Annotated in this window: 23 protein-coding genes; 10 read left to right on the top strand and 13 right to left on the bottom strand. The window is 40.4% G+C overall.

The features are described from left to right. Positions 1-6: 6 nt before the first annotated feature. The 4 genes from CDC37_RS02380 (at position 7) to CDC37_RS02365 (ending at position 1,892) form a co-directional block, all read left to right on the top strand. Positions 7-786: a photosystem II S4 domain protein gene (locus CDC37_RS02380; protein WP_096620315.1), complete on the top strand. Its 780-nt coding sequence runs from the start codon at positions 7-9 to the stop codon at positions 784-786. A gap of 80 nt (positions 787-866) precedes the next feature. Next, positions 867-1,073, top strand: a complete 207-nt coding sequence (locus CDC37_RS02375) for a DUF6888 family protein (protein WP_096620314.1) — start codon at positions 867-869, stop codon at positions 1,071-1,073. Continuing rightward, on the top strand, positions 1,060-1,230 hold the full coding sequence (locus CDC37_RS02370) for a DUF6887 family protein (RefSeq protein WP_197707037.1): 171 nt from the start codon (positions 1,060-1,062) through the stop codon (positions 1,228-1,230). Before CDC37_RS02375 ends, CDC37_RS02370 begins: the two co-directional genes overlap by 14 nt. Positions 1,231-1,427: 197 nt before the next feature. Then, entirely contained in the window at positions 1,428-1,892 is a 465-nt protein-coding gene (locus tag CDC37_RS02365; protein ID WP_096620312.1) for a gamma-glutamylcyclotransferase family protein, read from the top strand. 101 nt (positions 1,893-1,993) lie between these two features. Here the strand turns inward: CDC37_RS02365 and CDC37_RS02360 are convergent, their stop codons facing one another. Next, on the bottom strand, positions 1,994-2,584 hold the full coding sequence (locus CDC37_RS02360) for an anti-sigma factor family protein (protein ID WP_096625841.1): 591 nt from the start codon (positions 2,582-2,584) through the stop codon (positions 1,994-1,996). Between the two features lie 133 nt (positions 2,585-2,717). Beyond that, on the bottom strand, positions 2,718-3,374 hold the full coding sequence (locus tag CDC37_RS02355; RefSeq protein WP_096625839.1) for a sigma-70 family RNA polymerase sigma factor: 657 nt from the start codon (positions 3,372-3,374) through the stop codon (positions 2,718-2,720). Positions 3,375-4,101: 727 nt separating this feature from the next. Here CDC37_RS02355 and CDC37_RS02350 point away from each other — a divergent pair. Next, complete coding sequence (locus CDC37_RS02350) at positions 4,102-5,211, top strand: S-(hydroxymethyl)glutathione dehydrogenase/class III alcohol dehydrogenase (protein ID WP_096620311.1); 1,110 nt, start codon at positions 4,102-4,104, stop codon at positions 5,209-5,211. A 119-nt stretch (positions 5,212-5,330) separates the two neighbouring features. On the opposite strand, the gene CDC37_RS02345 is transcribed toward CDC37_RS02350, so the two are convergent. Next, positions 5,331-6,629, bottom strand: coding sequence for a hypothetical protein (locus CDC37_RS02345; RefSeq protein ID WP_096620310.1), 1,299 nt, complete (start codon positions 6,627-6,629; stop codon positions 5,331-5,333). A gap of 1,099 nt (positions 6,630-7,728) precedes the next feature. Here CDC37_RS02345 and CDC37_RS02340 point away from each other — a divergent pair. After that, on the top strand, positions 7,729-7,917 hold the full coding sequence (locus tag CDC37_RS02340; RefSeq protein WP_096625837.1) for a DUF2949 domain-containing protein: 189 nt from the start codon (positions 7,729-7,731) through the stop codon (positions 7,915-7,917). Between the two features lie 148 nt (positions 7,918-8,065). Here the strand turns inward: CDC37_RS02340 and CDC37_RS02335 are convergent, their stop codons facing one another. The 5 genes from CDC37_RS02335 to CDC37_RS02320 all read right to left on the bottom strand — a co-directional run bounded on the left by CDC37_RS02335 (position 8,066) and on the right by CDC37_RS02320 (position 10,640). Next, complete coding sequence (locus tag CDC37_RS02335) at positions 8,066-9,145, bottom strand: hypothetical protein (protein WP_096620309.1); 1,080 nt, start codon at positions 9,143-9,145, stop codon at positions 8,066-8,068. Positions 9,146-9,247: 102 nt separating this feature from the next. After that, positions 9,248-9,562 (bottom strand): DUF3368 domain-containing protein, encoded by a 315-nt coding sequence (locus CDC37_RS25085; protein ID WP_231943197.1) that lies wholly within the window; start codon positions 9,560-9,562, stop codon positions 9,248-9,250. After that, positions 9,563-9,739, bottom strand: coding sequence for a hypothetical protein (locus CDC37_RS25080; protein ID WP_231943196.1), 177 nt, complete (start codon positions 9,737-9,739; stop codon positions 9,563-9,565). It lies immediately after the preceding gene. Then, positions 9,736-9,981, bottom strand: coding sequence for a UPF0175 family protein (locus CDC37_RS02325; protein ID WP_096620308.1), 246 nt, complete (start codon positions 9,979-9,981; stop codon positions 9,736-9,738). Before CDC37_RS02325 ends, CDC37_RS25080 begins: the two co-directional genes overlap by 4 nt. A 74-nt stretch (positions 9,982-10,055) precedes the next feature. Then, on the bottom strand, positions 10,056-10,640 hold the full coding sequence (locus CDC37_RS02320; RefSeq protein WP_096620307.1) for a pentapeptide repeat-containing protein: 585 nt from the start codon (positions 10,638-10,640) through the stop codon (positions 10,056-10,058). Between the two features lie 713 nt (positions 10,641-11,353). Between CDC37_RS02320 and CDC37_RS23880 the strand changes: the two genes are divergently transcribed. Next, positions 11,354-11,632 (top strand): hypothetical protein, encoded by a 279-nt coding sequence (locus tag CDC37_RS23880; protein WP_157780625.1) that lies wholly within the window; start codon positions 11,354-11,356, stop codon positions 11,630-11,632. A gap of 29 nt (positions 11,633-11,661) precedes the next feature. On the opposite strand, the gene CDC37_RS02310 is transcribed toward CDC37_RS23880, so the two are convergent. Continuing rightward, positions 11,662-12,330: a diacylglycerol/polyprenol kinase family protein gene (locus CDC37_RS02310; protein ID WP_096620305.1), complete on the bottom strand. Its 669-nt coding sequence runs from the start codon at positions 12,328-12,330 to the stop codon at positions 11,662-11,664. Positions 12,331-12,700: 370 nt separating this feature from the next. Here CDC37_RS02310 and yidD point away from each other — a divergent pair, with 370 nt between their 5' ends. After that, on the top strand, positions 12,701-12,970 hold the full coding sequence (gene yidD, locus CDC37_RS02305; protein ID WP_096625835.1) for a membrane protein insertion efficiency factor YidD: 270 nt from the start codon (positions 12,701-12,703) through the stop codon (positions 12,968-12,970). A gap of 73 nt (positions 12,971-13,043) precedes the next feature. Here the strand turns inward: yidD and rph are convergent, their stop codons facing one another. Then, complete coding sequence (gene rph, locus CDC37_RS02300; protein ID WP_096620304.1) at positions 13,044-13,787, bottom strand: ribonuclease PH; 744 nt, start codon at positions 13,785-13,787, stop codon at positions 13,044-13,046. 344 nt (positions 13,788-14,131) lie between these two features. Here rph and psaK point away from each other — a divergent pair, with 344 nt between their 5' ends. Further along, positions 14,132-14,395, top strand: coding sequence for a photosystem I reaction center subunit PsaK (psaK, locus tag CDC37_RS02295; protein ID WP_096620303.1), 264 nt, complete (start codon positions 14,132-14,134; stop codon positions 14,393-14,395). A gap of 134 nt (positions 14,396-14,529) precedes the next feature. Here the strand turns inward: psaK and CDC37_RS02290 are convergent, their stop codons facing one another. Further along, positions 14,530-14,886 (bottom strand): hypothetical protein, encoded by a 357-nt coding sequence (locus CDC37_RS02290; RefSeq protein WP_096620302.1) that lies wholly within the window; start codon positions 14,884-14,886, stop codon positions 14,530-14,532. Positions 14,887-15,425: 539 nt separating this feature from the next. Beyond that, entirely contained in the window at positions 15,426-16,889 is a 1,464-nt protein-coding gene (locus tag CDC37_RS02285; protein WP_096620301.1) for a cation:proton antiporter, read from the bottom strand. A 959-nt stretch (positions 16,890-17,848) separates the two neighbouring features. On the opposite strand from CDC37_RS02285, the gene CDC37_RS02280 reads away from it, so the two are divergent. After that, positions 17,849-18,487, top strand: coding sequence for a Uma2 family endonuclease (locus tag CDC37_RS02280; protein ID WP_096620300.1), 639 nt, complete (start codon positions 17,849-17,851; stop codon positions 18,485-18,487). 152 nt (positions 18,488-18,639) lie between these two features. Here CDC37_RS02280 and CDC37_RS24655 read toward each other — a convergent pair whose 3' ends face one another. Continuing rightward, a complete protein-coding gene (locus CDC37_RS24655) occupies positions 18,640-18,804 on the bottom strand; it encodes a hypothetical protein (protein ID WP_172892745.1) in 165 nt (54 codons plus the stop codon). Between the last annotated feature and the right edge of the window lie 202 nt (positions 18,805-19,006).

Raw genomic sequence — 19,006 nt, 5'->3', positions numbered from 1 at the left:
ATAAACATGTTGCCACGGGATGAATTACTCAAGGGTGTAGAAAATCGCGAAACTGTTGCGAGGGTTATTGATTTAGCCGAACAAGCCATCAAAACCTGGGAAATCGTCCCCACTGATTTTCTATCCCCCCCGGAACAGATGGAAATTCAAACCGCATTTAGCCGTCTGGTGGAAATACAATTAGTCGCATGGGGTGGTTATCCCCAAGCAGAACGGAAACGGATGGCGATCGCGCGTGCAGAAATTCCCCTCGATCCATCCCAAGTGGAGTTAACAGCCTTAGATATAGCTGGAAATTTTTTGTTTGACACCGCATCCCATCGGGATTTTTTAGGAGCAATTTTAGGAACGGGAATAGTTAGGGAGAAAACAGGGGATATCATTGTCCTGGGGGAACGGGGTGCGCAGGTAATCGTTGTTCCCGAACTCGCTCCTTTTTTAGAAATGAATCTCAAGCAAGTTCGTTCTGTTCCTGTTCAAGTTCGACCCATCGACATCAGCGAAATCAAAATCCGCGAACCGAAAACGAAGGAAATTACCACCGTTGAAGCGTCATTACGCTTAGATGCGATCGCTTCTGCTGGTTTTGGCATGTCCCGCAGCAAAATGGTAGACTTAATCGATGGTGGAGATGTCCGGGTTAACTGGAAGGAAGTCACCCAACCCTCATCCCAACTTAAAAGCGGTGATTTAATTGCTATTCGTGGTAAGGGTCGATTGGAAATTGGTGAGATTGCAGTTACCAAAAAAGAACGCTACCGCATCCAAATGACTAGATATGTTTAAGTTCCTACTTGACGTTCAAGAGCGATCGCTAAATCATTAATTTCTATGATTGGGCTATAGTTAAGAGGAAGGTGTAATCATTGCCAACTACTCAGCAGGCGTTTCGATGCTTCCAACTTTGCCAAAATCTCACCAGCATGTATGTTCCTGTGGAAATAGTACGTTTAGATGAAAGAACTGGCAATGTCATCCTGATCACAGGAGAGGAAATTTTGATTGAGATATATCCGAACGGAGATTGGAGGTTTGTGGATGAAAGTGAACTTCAAAACCATGACAATGGGTGAACTGAAAAAATATGTTCTTGAACATCGCCATGACCAAACTGCATTTCAAGAATTAATGGATCGTATTGACGCTCAACCCCAAAAGCAGGTTTATGGTGAGGTGGATGCGGAACAGTTCTCTGCCCTCTTACAACAACATCGTCGTCAGAAAGGTTGAGGATATTCCGAAAAATACTACTATACTTTCCACGCTAATATGTTCGTTTTTTTTGGGTGAAAAGCATATGTAGGACTGAAACAACTGGCACATTTATTAGTGTCGGGTGTGGGAAACTTGGATATAGTATGTGTGGTATGCTAGGGACTGCCGTGTCACTCACCGATAATTAGAGTCAGATTCAAGTCATTAATTAAATGCTGGAAAAACTCAGAGTTTTCGTTTACGGAACACTCAAACCGGGGGAAGCAAACTATCAAGGCTATTGTGCAGCCCAAATAATCAACACCGAACGTGCATTTACGTTCGGTACTCTCTATGCTTTACCCGCAGGATACCCAGCAATGACTTGGGGTGAAACTCCTGTACATGGCTATATCTACGAATTTGCTGACCCTACCATTCTAATTCATTTAGACGAATTAGAAGATTATTATCCCTCGGCTCCACCAGAAAATAATTTGTACAATCGTCACCAAATAGAAGTTTTCCGATACCCAACATCTCCCAAACGACCAAAAGATTTACAGTCACTGGGCTATGCCTGGGCTTATATCATGGATGACCACAAAATTCAACAACTCGGTGGACAATTACTTCCAGACGGCTGGTGGTCAGGTTGCAATTTAACCCTTGAAATAAATGAGTCAAAATTACAATAAAAAACTATGAGAAACAGTTTAGCCCCTGATGTAAACAATTTAATTTAAAGATAACAAACACAACAAATAAAATTAATTGCACACCACACTCGAACCAGAACCTAATTAATCTCTCGATCTACATTATCATCCAAATTCACATCGATTTGATCGGATTCAGGAGATGAATTATGGGTTTTGGGAATCGGGAAAATAGGGTCATTAAGAGCCACCATCAACGGAGCTGATGGTTTCTGATACGTTTGGGCTTGTTCTAGGGGTTCATGGGCTAACTGGGGTGTACCAGAGCCGTTACCATTAAATAACCCTATACCCCCTAGCGCACAAGCCGCGATCGCAGCTCCACCAAATAGAAGTGTTAGCCGTCCACGTCGTTTCACCCTCTTGAGTACCCGTTGTACCGTTTCTTCCACAGGTTGGGAAGGTGTCGGAACAGGAAGTGTCCGTACCCCTTGCCGCAACCTTAATAATCTTCTGTATAATTGCTTCATCTCTGGGTCGTGATCCAACCAAGCTTGCACCTGTTGGCGCTCACTGGCCGTCACTTCCCCGTCTAAATACGCACTTAATAACTCGAAGCGATCGCGCTTTTCCATATCAAAACCACCCGTTTGGTTCTTGGTATGCATTCCATTCTTCCCTTGTCGCGGTGACAAGTGAGAATGTTCATTCAAGTTGGAGTTAGTATTCATCTTAACATTATTACCAATTGATTCACGGGTAAACACAGGGGGCAAAGCGTGAGTTTGATTGTTGATTGTTGAGAGCGTGGCAGAAGCACTCACGTTAATTATTTTTATGCTGCTTTATTATTGATGGTAAATTTTAAGCATCAAGATAATTTTGTAATTGCGATTGTAAACGCGATCGCGCTCTGGCAATTCTTGATTTAACCGTACCTAGCGAGACACCTGTAATTTCTGCAATTTCTTCGTAGGCCATCCCTTCAATTTCTCGTAGTACAATAGTAGTACGGAAAACTTCCGGTAAATCAGCGATCGCCTCACGCAGTTGCTCGTAAAATTCCCGTGTGGTCAGTTCTTCCTCTGGTCCTGGAGTATCCCCAGCAATTTCCCAATCCATCTCCCCATCATCCATTGAGCGGGGAGCATCCAAAGACAAGGGACTAACAACGCGCTTACGTTTGCGCAGTTCGTCATAGAACAAGTTGGTAGCAATTCGACTCAACCAACCTTGGAATTTACCAGGTTCTTGTAACTTACTGATATTGCGAAATACGCGAATCCAAACCTCTTGAGCCATGTCAGCACGGTCAGCCCAATCTGGAGCCAGATGGTATAAAACTCGCTCAACATGAGTTTGGTAACGGCGCATTAACTCCGCAAAAGCAGCGCAATCAGGACGCAGCCCCTCTTGACAGCGCAATATCAAATCGTGGTTTGTGAGTTTGTCAACTTGCACCGATGGTTCCACATTCCTGGGTACAGCTGTTGACCAGGATACAGCAATCGATTGACTCATAGATCGTACTGGTTTTTGAAACATCCCTACCCATTTAGACATTTTTCTGATGGGTATGTTCCCCCAGCGAGTGACGGATTTCCGACTGGAACACCGATGTATCTATAATCATGGGTCAAATCGATTTTGCCAACCAATGGACAACCTGTTTAACTGCTCTCGAATTGTTTTCCAATCAGACTTTACCCGATTTTTTTCAGAAATTCCCAATTTCCGTATAGATGTGCAATATTTACAACCGTCATAGAAGGAAGCAGGGAGTAAATCCCACGTCCTCAATCTTTAACTTGATCCCTTTCCAACTTTAATCACTCATGCTATATTGTGAAAGAGGTTAAAAACCTAGAGTTTACAACTCTCCCCTTTGAGACTAAGACCGTTTAGGCAACAAGGAGGTGATGCCCATGATAGAAAGTAGTAAACGCATGGGTCATCAGGTTGTAGTTAGCCGGCTGTGTGCCGGGGCTGTTCTCGCTTAGGTTAGTTTTAGTAGTTTGAAGGAACTAAATTTCTTTCATCACACTAAGATTAGCCAGGGGTTCCTTCCGGCAGTCTGGTTACAACCTTGAAGACCCAACTAGACCGCTCCTATTTTAGGTCATCTGATCTAAACTAGGAGCGGATAGTTTTATAGTTTTTAAGAGAGAAAATTCTTAAAAATCCGCAAACCTGCGCCAAACCAGTTTATCATCTTGAGTGCCGACAATACTGGTTAGGAGAGCAGAAAGTGAAAGTCAAAGCCGCAGTTGCCCATCAAGCCGGTCAACCTTTAACGATTGAAACTGTAGACCTAGCTCCACCGTTAGCAGGGGAAGTACTAGTAGAAATTAAAGCCAGTGGGGTTTGTCACACCGATGCGTATACACTTTCGGGTAAAGACCCAGAAGGTTTGTTTCCAGCAGTACTGGGACACGAAGGTGCAGGAGTTGTGGTTGAAGTCGGTGATGGAGTCACCAGTTTGCAACCAGGAGACCATGTAATTCCCCTATATATTCCCGAATGTCGCCAGTGTGAATACTGTCTGAGTCAAAAAACCAATTTATGTCAAGCAATACGAGTCACCCAGGGACGGGGAGTAATGCCAGATGGCACAAGTCGGTTTTCCATTGATGGCACACCACTCTTCCATTATATGGGTACTTCCACCTTTTCCAATTATACAGTAGTGCCGGAAATTGCTTTAGCTAAAATTCGTGAAGATGCACCCTTTGATAAGGTTTGTTATATCGGTTGCGGTGTAACCACCGGGATTGGAGCAGTGATTAACACAGCAAAAGTCGAACCGGGTGCGAATGTAGTGGTATTTGGGTTAGGGGGAATTGGTTTAAATGTGATTCAAGCATCCCGAATGGTGGGTGCGAACATGATTATTGGGGTAGATATTAATCCAGAGAAACAAGCGATCGCCGAAAAATTTGGCATGACCCATTTTGTTAATCCCCGCGAATTGGACACAGACATTGTTTCCTACCTGGTAGATTTAACCAAGGGGGGTGCAGATTACAGCTTTGAATGTATTGGTAACGTGAATGTGATGCGTCAAGCCCTAGAATGTTGTCATAAGGGTTGGGGTGTAAGTGTAATTATTGGGGTAGCAGGTGCTGGAGAAGAAATTCGCACCCGTCCTTTCCAATTGGTAACGGGAAGAGTTTGGAAAGGAACTGCATTTGGAGGAGCGAGGGGACGAACTGATGTACCGAAGATTGTAGATTGGTATATGGATGGGAAAATCAATATCGATGATTTGATTACCCATGTAATGCCTATTGAAAAAATCAATGATGCTTTTGAATTAATGCATCGGGGTGAGTCAATTCGCAGTGTAGTGACTTTCTAGTTGGAAAATAGGGAGTAGGGAGTAAGGAGTAGGAATGAGCTATTGAGATGCTTCTCTGGGTGTCTGCCTATTCATTGAGGATGTCTAATGTATCCTGTGTTCTGTCTCCTGTCTCCTTTTTAATTATCGCCATTTCCAAGGGAGATTATATATTCTTGAACTTGATTATCTAAAGTATGCTGCTGAAAGCTGCCGTGATTTTGTTCACAGATAATGTAATTAACCATCATCAATTTTAAGTCATCCGTAGCTGAATTGGCTGAGATATGTGCATGGGGTAATTTTTCCGGAAATTGATAAGTGATTTGGATGTTAATTTTTGTTGATTCTAACTGTTGAGTGTTCACTTTGATAATTTTTTCATCTATTTCTTGAGCATTGAAATGGTCAATCATATATTCAAACAGATAAAATAAAGCGTAGTGAATATACCTGGCATAAATTTGTAGAGGTAAATCACTGATGTATTGTTTGACAATCTGAATATGATGGCTTTTGAATTGAGATTGAAATAGATTTAAAATCCCCTCTAATAAATCATGAATATCAACTAGTTTCCCATCCATATCGCTAGCAAAACAGAAATTTTCCAGCAAATATAAACTGTTTTGCAAAGCCTTAATATTCAACTTAGCAGAGTTCGTAACCTTATGTAAATCATGGGTTAACTTCTCAAGATTAATTCGATGTAAAGCCGTTTGAATATTTGCAGGAGCTTGGGGATAACTTTTTTGGTATAAATTGACGAGATAGAGCAAATCATCACTAGAGCGGGAACTGCGTAAAAAAGAAGCAGCGATCGCATTTGTCGGGTTTTTGATTTCTTGGGTGATACCCAGAGCAAACCGATCTACCGTTTGCTGAATTTGTTGATGCATAGTTAATGCATAACTTTGTTGTAACTTTTGTAAACTTTCGGCTCGATGTTGCGATTGTTGGCGAATTGTTTCCAATTGTAATAAAGTCTGTTCATGAATTTTTGAGTGTGCTAGCAACAACTGCTGAACACTGATAACACCTGTTTTTCCATTGGTGACAGCAACAACAATAGGTTCGTAAACAAGTTGGGGAGAACGTTCCAAAGCCATTTGGGTTGCTGTGGTAATTAAAGTTGTATCAGGGATAACTAAAATTTCTGGCTTGAGGAAATTATAGAGATTTGCGATCGCTTTATCCGCAAACAACCCTAAACTATACTTGCGACTCATAAATTCAAAAAACACCCGTCGCGATATCATCCCCAGGTATTGATCATTGGACGTGAGAATTATCCCCGGTATTAGGGGTTCCTGCTGAAATATTTGCGCTAAAGTCTCACTAGGAAGTTTCACATCCACATTGATTTTCCAGTCAGACAAATCCTTGAGTTGTGAATCTTGGTGGTAGTTTTGTGTTTGCGGATCAAGTATTGTTTGCATCACTAATTCCCTGGATAAAATGACTGACAAAGGATATAATCGACAGAAGTCAAGTTGAGGATATTAATAGCTGTCAAGGATGAAAATGACTAATACGGAATAGAAAATCATAGAAAATAGAATATTATTGTATAGATTTTCGACCCCAAAATCTCCGTAGCCACAATACATTTCCCCTGTTTTTAACAGTTAAAATCAGCCAAAAACTAGAAAAATGTCTCTAAATCTCAAAAAAATAGTGATATAGCGCTCCGCAAACTCCCTACTTAGATGGAGTTAATATTGATTTTCTTGTACTTTGAAATCAATACAACTAGAATCATCAACGGTTATAGATCCTAATATGTAGCGACCATTAGCGTAAACTCAATAACATAGGACAAGCAACTATACTCGACTCGATGCTTGATACATACCTCAGTACTGTCGATCCATCTACACTATTTATTTTTGGCGTTGCTGAATACAAATATGAATTGAAAATTTGACGTTATGTAGAGACGTAGCGACCCTACGTCTCTACGTAGACCAGCGTAGCGCGGATCGACCGAAGAGACGATTGTGGTTTCAATACAAAATGTAAATCATCATAATTCATACCCAAATTCAGCAACGCCTTTATTTTTTATCTAGAAAATTAATATTAGTCTTAATCTTTTCACAGGTTGACCTAAAATTTCATTTCCTCTGAGAGGATGTTTGTCAAGCATTAATTATCACTATTTTGACATTTTGACTATCGTCCTGACTCTCAACATGGGGTTATAAAGCTGATTTTTCCTTCGAGAGTACAGACGTGACATGTCGCGTCTCTTCCTATTCCCAAAAACGATAATTCAAGTATTAAAAATGACTTTTAAAACAACCTTTTAGGAGATACGAATAAATGTCAATACCTCTATGGATTGATATAATTCAGGAAATAACCCCTGATGTCAAATCATACCCCCAGAGGTTCTCACCATTCATTATTCATACCCTCACATTCCCCAACCCCTACCCATACTCACCCCCAATCCCATTTATGACATTCATCCCCTAGAATACTTGGTCACTTTCTATATGGTTTTGTTTGATGATCAAAACAGGGGTAGCAATCATGAATGGCAAACACAATGATGATTTACTGAGGTTCTTGCAGGACGAATTGGCAATTCCTACAGATGATTTAAAATTAGCAATTCGACGAACGGATGAAATTCCTAGTATGTTACCGATGGTGCTGTGGCAATATGGATTTGTTTCTATTCACCAATTGGAGAAAATTTTTGATTGGTTACAAAATTAATCAGTTATGGGAAATGTATTTTTCGGGAATGGGAAGAGACGCGACATGTCGCGTCTGTACTCTCGAAGGAAAAATCAGCTTTATAACCCCATGTCCAGGGTCATGACGATAGTCAACATAGTGATAATTAATACTTGACAAACATCCTCTAATGAAAGTGAATTGTCGCCAAAAAACCGAGGATTTCTTGTTTGAGGATGGTAGATTCTTGAATAATATCTTCCATCGGTTCATCCTCTGCATAACTAAATTGGCTGGTGACCACATAAAAAAAATGATGGAAATCAAAAGCCAAAAATCCTCGGTAAGCATTTAATCTCACCATTACTCCTTGGGGATTTTGTTGACACAGATGGGAACCCTTCGGCATTTTCATCACCACAAAATATCCCCCAGCGAATATATCTGGGCAAAATTCCGTATATGCAACACTTGAATCAGGTATATTTGCCAATATTACCTGGGGAATATATTTTGACCATAGCAGTGTTTGAAAATATTTTTCCCGTCCACAGATGGCAATTTGCTGATGAAATTCCCTGGAAATTGGATAATAATCAATCCGTAAAAGTAAACCTTGAGCATCAGTAAAAGCAACAGCACCATCATGGACTTGAATTTTGCCACCTAATTCCATATCCACGGGTATAGGTAAGCTAAAATTCCCCAAGGGAGATGTATATATTTCGCTGGAACTATTCATCATCCCTGGGATGACAGGTGTAAGTTCCTCCTCGTTTTCATTTTCATCAACATTTGCTTCTGTTTCATCCCAAGTAACTTCAAAAGCAGTTAAAACATCCTCTATTACCTGTTCCGCTTCTGCATCAGTAATTTCTAAGCTGATTTGGAGTTGTTTGAGCAATCGCAAATGGGGACGGGGAATAGTAATGTTTTCTGTATCAATGAGAACACTAACTCCCGCCGCAAACCCATCCAGGGTAAAATTATCAGTCAGCACCTCACTTGCGGCATTAAACAAAGCTCCCACACCCTCCGTTGCAGCAGTTGCAACTAGTTTGTCAACCATTTGCCACAATTGTGCATGGGAATAGAACTCAAATATTTCAAAACCCGACAGAATATCCACCAGCCAATTAACATCGATATTCGCAAGGGAATATGCACCAGAAAAACTAACCACCGCGATCGCAGCGACCGCTTCCTCTGAAGTCAGTATATCGACGGCAATATCATTTGATTGAAAAATCCAGTCGTATTTACCCATAATATGTGATTGCTTGCGCGCTCCGTGTCAGTTCGCGCTCATAAAAACAGTATCACGCTGGGAAAAATTAACAAAGTTTACCTATTAACCCAAAGGTTCAGGTCAGTCGATCTCGTAGACAAGTTTTAAAACGTTGTTGTACAAAGACTCTGTAATCCAAAACCCAGCCTCATTAATCAACGCATCCAACAAAGGTTTCACTTCTAGGATCAAGCCTTGGCTTTTAGCCTCGACTAAAACCCCCAGGATACCTGTATAGGGAAGGTTTAGCCTACTTGCGATTAGCCGACCTCGACGCTCATCAATCAACACCTGGTCAGCTTGAATTTCTACAGCTAAGGCGATCGCCTCTGCTTCTCCAATATCAAGTTCATTGCTCGAGGCTTTGACTAGAGTGCGATCGCGAACAGCACACATTTAAATCCAGTCACAAGTTTGTACTTCGACTGCACCTGCAACAGGAAAGTTAGGATCAGTGAGTTCTCGGAAAACGGCTTCAGGGATGAGAAGCGTTCCATACAATTGGTGGAGGAGATAAAGCTGATTAATTGCGGCAAGATTGTTAATCGGTGATGTGTCGCTAACAATAATCACAACCGACCCATCTCCCGAAGGTTTTGAATATCCTGCTCAAAATCTTCTAACCCATAATGCACTGGTATATGGCGACTAGCAAGTAGGTGTTGAAAGGCGACACGGTGCATTCCTGCGAATCGGCTTGCTTGAGCAAGAGTAAGCTTGTCACGCTGAAAGAGCATAACAGCAATTTCTTGCCGCATTTGAGTCTCATTCATGCCGGTTGCAGTCAAAATCTCATCTGGGACAACAACGCTCATAGCTAAATTCCTCCCAATTTAGCCCATTTTAATCGATCTAAGAGACGGCCCGTCGGGTCGTCTCTACTTTGGGATTATCGATCTAAACGTCCTTCAATTTCAGTCGCACAAACTGTACCAGGAGTATTTTCCAATCGAAAGCGATCGCAATCACGTTTTTGCTCCCGTTGTAATGACCAACCGTAGGGTTTGTCTGAGGTGACTACCGTACTTGGCATTGTTGTTAAGCGGAAGTAAGCTCCACGAAAATTGGTCATTTGTAATTTTGCACCCTTGAAGTTGGCTCCTTCGAGGTTTGCACTCATGAGACTGGCAAAACTTAAGTCGGCATTTTCAAATGATGTTGATTTGAGAATCGCACCTGTTAAGGAAGCTCTTTGCAAGTTTGTATTATTCAATACAGCACCCTCCATATTCACACCCGTCAGGTCAGCGTTGCGGAGGTTGGAACCTTCTAACTTCGCTCCTCTGAGGTTGGCTTCCCGTAGTACAACCCCTTCTAGATTTACTTGAGTCAGGTCAACACCGCTCAAATCACACCGGGGACAGCTTCTAGTGGTTTTGAGAAGTTCTAGGTCTTGGGGGTTAAAAGCGTTTGCTTGTCCGACTAAACCTAATCCTGCGATCGCGAGTAATGTGGCCGAGATTGTTAATTTCATATGTTTTACGGATATCACTTACGTGCCTATTGTCTTACTTAAGATATACGACTTTTTACGGATAAATCATGGATAAAGCTTTAATCAAGAAATAAGTACTGATTATGAAATATCCATAAAGCAGCCCCTTCAAGATACAAAAAAACCCATCAAAATTGAAGTGATGAGTAGATAAGGGTATTATATTTGACTTTGTATGGAAAATATAGCGTGATATCGGTAATTCCGGCAATATTCCTCCGTTTAAACTTTGTTGATGGAAAAATCTTCAAAGTGGTTTTTCAAATTAACCCTAGAGAAGCTATGGGAATCCGACTTGAACCTTGTTAAGTATTCTGAGTCAGAAACCTTTGTATCGCAAGCTGCTAGTCAATTTATGTTTTCAAAAATCAAATAGGAATCCTAATATCTGGTAATTGCGAATCAAAGCGACAGTTCCCCAGTGGATCGAACTTCATTAAACTTTACCTGGAAAAGTTAGCTACACCTATGTATTCAATTATCATTGACCAATAAATATAAATATTGGGGGCTAGGGTACAATGCTAATTTACGCCCAGGTTAATTTTGGAACTAACTTTAGTCCAATCATAGGCATATCCTATATTGTGTTAGGATTGACAAAAGTATTCTTCTTAATACAACAAAATCGCCTCCGGAGTTGGTTTCTATTTATCTATCTATTCGAGCTTAGTTTATTGGCAATCATTGCCTTGACTCAATCGCAAAACCTATCCATTATTGTCTGGATTATTGGTTTTATCTCACTGTTAATCTTGACATCATTAATAATTTTGATTGCTGCTTGGGTTCAGAATTTTAGTAATCCAACTTTTACGAATATATTTGAAGTTATTTTTATCCCCAATTTATTTCTCTGTGCTGGTTTGATTGTATTATTTCATGGTTGGCGCTTAGATCCGATATTGCAAGCTCAAGCTCTGGGAATATTGATACTTGTCACCTATCTATTTTTGAAATCAAATCTATAGAAGTCGGGTTTCTGGGAAAATTTCCAATCCTAAATTAAATTTAAATCTAATAAATAAGCTAAAAACGCACTACCCAAAGGTACTGTGAGATTATCAACACCTAAAAAAGAGAAAACTTCTAATATTGTTGCAAATATTGCCACCACCGCAGCAATTACCCAAACTTGCCACATACCACCGTGGACAGAGTATAAAATCAGGCTACAAACGATATAACTACTCACAGTTACCGTGAGAGAACCTTCCCAACTTTTTTGTCCACCAAAAACCTGATATTTATGCTTGCCAAAACGTTGTCCAACCAGTGCAGCTAAACCATCACCCCAGCACATAACTAAAATTCCCAAAGCAGCATAATACTGCTGTTCTACAGACCAGAAAAAAGCAACCAAAATGCCAATACTTACAGAATAAAAAAAAGTACCCAGACTTTTACGACCAATACTATCTAGACCGGGAAGAATAGGCAGATAATAGGAAATTAGGGTGACAATACTAGCAATAAATGCAGCAACAATTCCTAAGATTGCTGGAGTATCAAAACACCATGCAAACAGAATGACATGACCCGTACCAATATGAACTATTTTACGGCTAATCTCTGTATCAGTTCGGAAAATGCGGCGAATAGTGAAGGCAACAACTAAGACAAAACCCAACCATAACAGAACCACAACACCCTGAAACCATAAAGACATTGAACCTACGCTTGAATCGAAATGATAAAATAAATCAAACAAAGTATTTTTATACAACTTAACGCCAAAAAATTAATTCTACAGAATCAGAAAATTTATCATATATATTGACACTCTTAAAGTCTGGACAAACCTGGATTGATGACTTCCCATTTGCTACATCCTACACCTGCATTTCTCTTGAATTAACGGTAAGCGTTGAGTAATAGCTTAGTTTTATTTCTATTCCCTACTCCCTAAAAGTTTTAGGGGTCCGTGAGAAATCCAAGTATAGGTATATTTATGCCAAACTACAAAGCAGTGCTAATTTTTTGATAAATTTGAATCCTAAATCCAATGTAGAGGATTTGTGTACCAAAAGAAATACATGATGAAAATATTACTAATTTGGTTAATTCGCGGTTATCGCACCTTTATTTCTCCCTTGTTTCCTCCCACCTGTCGTTATCAACCGACTTGTTCGATGTATGCTATCCAAGCCATAGAAAGATTTGGTGCATTGCGAGGTGGGTACTTAGCCATTCGTCGCATTCTTCGCTGTCACCCCTTCGGTTCCAGTGGATATGACCCCGTACCGGAAACCTGGGGGAAAAAACCACACAAGCATGGATGTGGATGTGGTGAGGAAACCAAAAAGTAAGCTTTTCGTTCGTTGAGATGGTAAATGCTTCAAGGACACCCGTCAACTGTCAACAAATCACAAGGGAAATATATCAATCTGCAAAGTACAATTCATCCCAATTTGGTATGGCTCCCCGTTGACTGATAAGTAACTGTTGGATACCTTTTTCACCACAGTCGAGTAATTGATTCATTTGTTCGCGGGTAAAGTAACCTGATTCTGCGGTTCCTTGAACTTCGACAATGGCTAGATGGTGATTCATCACAAGATTAAAATCAACCGTAGCAGCGACATCTTCAATATAATTCAAATCTAACAACGGTTCTCCTTCAACTAATCCCACAGAAACAGCCGCTATTTGCCCGATTATAGGTGATTTCTGCAAAACTCCTTGCTGCATTAGTTTGGATACAGCATTCGCCAAGGCTACAAATCCCCCTGTAATTGCGGTTGTTCTGGTTCCTGCATCGGCTTGCAGTACGTCCGCGTCGATGGTTAGGGTGATTTCCCCTAAAAGGCTCATATCTAAGGCTGCACGCAAACTACGCCCAATTAGCCTTTGGATTTCCTGGGTTCGTCCTGATAACTTCATAAATTCCCGTGGTTGTCGCTGTTGAGTGGCAGAAGGTAACATACGATACTCAGCAGTCAACCAACCTTGACCTGTCCCTTCCAAAAACTTGGGAACTCCCGGTGTGACACTAACTGTACACAAAACTTTGGTATCCCCACATTTAGTTAGTACCGAACCGGGTGCAAAGCGGGTAAAATCTGGTTCAAAACTAATCGGACGAAGTTGATTTACCTGCCGACCATCCGGACGCTGCCAAATCATTGCTGTTTGCCTCCTATAGGTGCTACAAGAATACAGCATACAGGATACAGTAGGGGTTGCAGGAGAGGAAAGAAACCCAAACGTCATGGGGGACTAGTACAAGTCGGCAGAAATACGCCTACCATTTTCCTTGCTCCCATGCTCCGCGTGGGAATCCAAGGGTGTGAGACTCCAGCCTTCATCATTGGGTGACTACGCAGAGCATAGTCACCAGATAATTATGAAGTATTACCAACAATTGTTAACTAATACTGCAAAACTCGACCTTGGGTTGACGTTTTTTGGTAATTAAATTCAAAAAGATAGTTATAGCACTCATTCATCAATCCATAGGAGAAATCAACGTGTTAACACCGATTTTGCTAACTACGGCAGCAACCACCCCCCTGGAATGGAGTCCAATAGTTGGGGGTATTATGATATTTGCGAATATTATTGCGATCGCATTTGCGAAAGCAACGGTAAAATATCAAAACGTTGGTCCAGCCATGCCTTCTCCTAACATGTTCGGTGGTTTTGGCTTAGGTGCTGTGTTAGGAGCAACTAGCTTTGGTCATATCCTCGGTGCTGGATTAATTTTGGGTTTACACAGCATTGGTAGAATTTAACCAGAGCCAATATCCATATCCGGTGTCTCTCAAGTTTTAACCAAAATCCTGTTAAACAAAAGGGAGGTGAATTATGATGATCCACCTCCTTATCTTTAGGTATTTATCAGTATTAATATCTAATACCCAGACTACTAGGACATACCTCGCATTTGTCGCAGGGTGTTGAGACATGCGGGACAATCGCAACCAAAGAGAGCGATCGCAGCATCACTTTCTTCCTCTGTAAAGTTCAATTCACCCCCTTGATTGGGAATAACTTGATCAGGACGTAAAAAGTCCGGTGAGGATGCAAGGGTGGTGGCTGACTTGTGACGACGCTGACAGACAAAGTTAGGTACGACACCATAGTTAGTCGCAGTTATGCAAGAGTTGCTATTACCAGTATTGTTTTGTCCGGCACTAGCTGGTTGAGTAATAACCACTAGAGAAATAATCGAGGCAAATAGGGCTGGACTGGAAAGTAATGTGAGAGCAAATTTTCTGTTCATTTAGCTGATAACTGGGTTTTTGACTAAATTTTCAATCTTTACACACTCATTTCTGACTGCTCAGTAGATTTTATATAAACTTTGAGCTAATGTCACTGTAAATACGTATCAAGAGTGTGATTTGATCATAGATTAACCCTGATTGCCTCATTCAGTTTAAAACTGGAACTACCAAATCAAGTGACTACAACAGAATGTCAACTGAAGCAATTTTAGAGCAGAGACTACATAGATTGCAGTCAAGTTCCCTACCCTTTATGGAATTTTGGATTACTCCGCGTAGGTGTCATATCGTTTACCCTAATGGTCGCTACATATCAAGGGCTATAACCGTTGATTATTGTAGTTTCATCTAGTTTAAAGTAGGTAGGTAGGTGCAATTAAACATAAAACCGCAACGTAACCAATCATTCGGCGTAGAGACGCGATATATCGCGTCTCTCCCTGATCTCAACGACAATTTTCACCACCCACCTACATACAAGAGAATCGATATTACATCCCCAGTCGATAAAAGCATTGGGAATCAGGCGAAAACGTTAAAATCCAATTAAGTTCCACGAACGGTTGGGTAAAAAGTAGTTCAAAAACAAGAAAAGTAAGATTAAAATCAAACTCATCATCCCAATCAAATACTCAAATCGCTCAAACAAACGCGGTAAAGCCACCACATACCGTTTAAAAAGTAAAAAATATCCCATCCAACCCATACCAACAATGGCTAGGGCTTTTACCAAATTCCCAACAGTATAGACCTTCAAGTCGAAAACACTTGTTACCATCAAAGTAGCCACTAGAGCCATAATTGTCACCCAAGTACCAGGTCTAATACTTTTCCATCCCTGATGGGGTAGAAAAATAAATTTGGCATACACAATTGCTGTTGCGACAGCAGCAACATTCATGATAATGGTTTGGAAAGGTAGGAGATGATCTAGCGTCAAAATTTTTGACCCATAACCGATAAAGAAGGGAAAACCAGAAATCGACAGAGCTGGTAAAAGCAAGGCAAACCAGTGTCCGCTATTTATCGGTTGAAATTGTAGTTCCCGGAAATTTCGACTGGGTAATTTACCAACAGTCAAGAAAATAGCTGACTTTGCTAGTCCGTGGGCTAATGCGTAAAAACCCCCTACCGATGGAGCTGCAAGTACCCAACCTAACTGGGAAATTGTACTGAATGCTAGTGTACGCTTGGTATCTCTCTCCAGGATGGCACAGGATACCCCAAAAATCACTGAGGCTAGGGAGATCATTCTCACAATCGGATCGATTTCTTCTAAAATCAGGGCACAACGGACAATGGCAAATGTGGCAGCTTTTTCCACAACCCCCGAAAGCATAGCGGATACAGGTGTTTCTGATTCCGAGTTAGTCAATGGAGACCATAACCCGGAAATGAAAATTCCCCCTTTAGTTAATAACCCAAGAAAAATTAAGGCAATAGCCTCGGTTGTTGTCTTCGTTAGTCCCGCAAAAGCAAAGGAATTATTCGCCTCATAGACCAATACTGCACCTAGCAAATAAAACAGCATGGAGGTATTACTTACGAACATATAGCGCAGTGCAGTCCAAATCGAGCGATCGCTGCGAGGATAGGCTACTAATAAAAAGGTTGTAATCCCGATCATCTCTAAGGCGACATACAAACTGATAAAATCTGCACAGATAAATACGGAGTTGATGCTTCCGTGTAAAATAGTTATCTGGGTGTAAAAAAAATTAGCTTTATTTGTTTGCCAACAGTAGAGAATTACAATTGCCGTGATCAGACCATTAGTCAAGATAAAGTAGCGACTAAGATCATCTATCATTAAGGAAATGCCAAAATTATCGATTAATACCAAGTTCAATGGCAATTGGGTGAAAAATAAGTTTAATGCATAGCCAATGGTAACTAGGGTGACACCTAGGGCAATATATCGATCCAGTTTCGGTATCAAATAAATGACTAATCCGCAAAATAAGGAAATTACAACCCAGATAATAGTAAGTTTAATCATGGTAAAGTTTTACTCAGTTTCAGCACCTTTGGTTCCAATTCATTGTGGGACTTGAATATCAACAGAAATTATTCAAGATTTAGCAAGACAAGTATTCAGGAATAAACTTTAATCGCATTTTCCATTCGTATCGCGGTCAGCGTTGATTTTCCCACTCCCTTGTAAATAGGGAGTGGGGCACATACGTGAACATATCGCGTCTCTACGGGGAGTTGTGAGTAGTGTAATGATTCAGATTGACCGGAGGGGAAAAGCTACTTTCACAGGTTCTGCTGTCAGCAGTACATGTAGGCTACTCCCTATACCCTGATAGTTTTAGGGTTTGTGAAAAATCCGGGTTTGACCGTGATATGTAAAATTTCAAACCCTACATAAAAACCAAAAAATAATTGTGATTTACAACAATTATGTAAGATCCACACAATCGTAATGATTGCGCAATTCTTAAATTAAATTGGTTTTTATTTGAGTTATTCTAAATTTATTGTATGATAGATAACTTTAGTATTTTTTACCAAAAATAACGAATATCCGATGCATTCCATAGACAAAAAATTATCTTAAGCAAGATAGGATGGGGGCATGTGTCTGTTATATCCACACTTTAGTGTCAAGACCTGAAAATTACGGGAAAAGTTCCTTTCTTTTTGGTAGGGAAAGATGGATAAAGCGCAAAAACAATGTATTTTGTCAATATGTCTAAGTATATAAATTATTGGGATATATTGTAGTTTTTGGTCAGGAAAGGGTTAATAATATTAAGGTATGGGGAGTGGGAGTAAGGGGTAAGAAAAGGTATCGAAATTTTAGTGAAATGGTATTACCGCGATCGCTGGGTTATTGGGTTTGGCTTGTGGCTGATCAAAGAGATGTTTGAGATGGATTTTTAGGGGACGAATGCAGCGATGGGTGTGTTGTGGAGTCGATAAATTGTAATCAAAAAAGTTAGATGAATTTTGATGCTATTAGAATTAAGACAACTGAGGATTCAACCGGGACAGCAACTATTACTTGAGGATGTTAGTTGGGAACAATTTGAAAATATTTTGGCGGAATTAGGAGAACATCGTGCCGCCAGAATATCCTATAGTAATGGTTTTCTAGAAATTATGGTTCCCTTACCCGAACATGAAAAAGCCAAGGAAATCATTGGCGATATGGTGAAAATTTTATTGCAGGAACTAAGTATTAATTATGATGCTTTAGGTTCAACCACCCTCAAAAATGAAGCCATGAGTCAGGGAGTGGAGCCAGATGCTTGCTTTTACATTCAAAATCAAGCGGCAGTTATTGGTAAAAATCGCATAAATTTAAATATGGATCCACCTCCAGATTTAGCGATAGAAATTGATATAACTTCCCGCACACAATTGGGTAACTACCAAATGTTGGGAGTTCCAGAACTGTGGCGATATGAAAAGCAAGGGTTAAAAATTCATGTTTTGGAAAATGGGAAATATGTAGAATCAAATTGTAGTCCTACTTTTCCAGGTATCCCGATAATTGAGTTAGTAAACCAATACATCCAGCAGAGTCAATTTATTGGTAGCAGCCAAGCAATTCGAGCTTTTAGAGATTGGCTGCGAGATCACATTTAATTTTAGTTTTAATCTGGAATGGGAGTCAGGTAAACTTTCCTCCGTAGCGGTCGGGGAAAAAGTCCCCCTATCTCCCGTCTTCTCAGATTTTTATTGTGTTACAACCGACATATCCATATCATTGCCCGATTTCGCAACACCCCTTCCCCACATCACCACAACAAACTGGGCAAACTCGCAATTACCGTCGCAACTAAAGTCCATAACGAAAATTTAGGAATATCAGCATCTTCTAAAGCAGATGACATTTGCGAAAATGAGGCCAACATCCCCGCTAACAAAACGACAAAAAAAGATAAATATCTTCCTATAGACATATTGACTCCTCGTTACTTATTCACCATACCAATAGGTAGTAAAGTTGGCAGTCAGCTTGAATACAAAGCAATTCTTGTTTAATAAATTTTTGAAAAAAATGAAGTTATCGTGATCTGAGTAGTCGAATTGACAACAAGTGGTTTTGGAGAGACTTCACGATTCCGGTGAGATTAACAGAGATTTTAGATTGGCAAGAAGATT

This window comes from Calothrix sp. NIES-3974 (assembly GCF_002368395.1).
GTDB lineage: Bacteria > Cyanobacteriota > Cyanobacteriia > Cyanobacteriales > Nostocaceae > NIES-3974.
The sequence above is the reverse complement of the archived record's forward strand: the minus strand, read 5'-3'. Positions and strand labels throughout refer to the sequence as shown.

Coding starts and splice junctions, on each gene's coding strand:
- CDC37_RS02335 (WP_096620309.1), bottom strand. CDS start 9,145: ATGGGTAAATACGACTGGATTTTTCAATCAAATGATATTGCCGTCGAT.
- CDC37_RS02365 (WP_096620312.1), top strand. CDS start 1,428: ATGCTGGAAAAACTCAGAGTTTTCGTTTACGGAACACTCAAACCGGGG.
- CDC37_RS02345 (WP_096620310.1), bottom strand. CDS start 6,629: ATGCAAACAATACTTGATCCGCAAACACAAAACTACCACCAAGATTCA.
- CDC37_RS02310 (WP_096620305.1), bottom strand. CDS start 12,330: ATGTCTTTATGGTTTCAGGGTGTTGTGGTTCTGTTATGGTTGGGTTTT.
- CDC37_RS02380 (WP_096620315.1), top strand. CDS start 7: ATGTTGCCACGGGATGAATTACTCAAGGGTGTAGAAAATCGCGAAACT.
- CDC37_RS02320 (WP_096620307.1), bottom strand. CDS start 10,640: ATGAAATTAACAATCTCGGCCACATTACTCGCGATCGCAGGATTAGGT.
- rph (WP_096620304.1), bottom strand. CDS start 13,787: ATGATTTGGCAGCGTCCGGATGGTCGGCAGGTAAATCAACTTCGTCCG.
- CDC37_RS02290 (WP_096620302.1), bottom strand. CDS start 14,886: ATGAACAGAAAATTTGCTCTCACATTACTTTCCAGTCCAGCCCTATTT.
- CDC37_RS02285 (WP_096620301.1), bottom strand. CDS start 16,889: ATGATTAAACTTACTATTATCTGGGTTGTAATTTCCTTATTTTGCGGA.
- CDC37_RS02325 (WP_096620308.1), bottom strand. CDS start 9,981: ATGAGCGTTGTTGTCCCAGATGAGATTTTGACTGCAACCGGCATGAAT.
- CDC37_RS02355 (WP_096625839.1), bottom strand. CDS start 3,374: ATGAGTCAATCGATTGCTGTATCCTGGTCAACAGCTGTACCCAGGAAT.
- CDC37_RS02340 (WP_096625837.1), top strand. CDS start 7,729: ATGAATGGCAAACACAATGATGATTTACTGAGGTTCTTGCAGGACGAA.
- CDC37_RS02370 (WP_197707037.1), top strand. CDS start 1,060: ATGACAATGGGTGAACTGAAAAAATATGTTCTTGAACATCGCCATGAC.
- yidD (WP_096625835.1), top strand. CDS start 12,701: ATGAAAATATTACTAATTTGGTTAATTCGCGGTTATCGCACCTTTATT.
- CDC37_RS02280 (WP_096620300.1), top strand. CDS start 17,849: ATGCTATTAGAATTAAGACAACTGAGGATTCAACCGGGACAGCAACTA.
- CDC37_RS02360 (WP_096625841.1), bottom strand. CDS start 2,584: ATGAATACTAACTCCAACTTGAATGAACATTCTCACTTGTCACCGCGA.
- CDC37_RS24655 (WP_172892745.1), bottom strand. CDS start 18,804: ATGTCTATAGGAAGATATTTATCTTTTTTTGTCGTTTTGTTAGCGGGG.
- CDC37_RS25085 (WP_231943197.1), bottom strand. CDS start 9,562: ATGTGTGCTGTTCGCGATCGCACTCTAGTCAAAGCCTCGAGCAATGAA.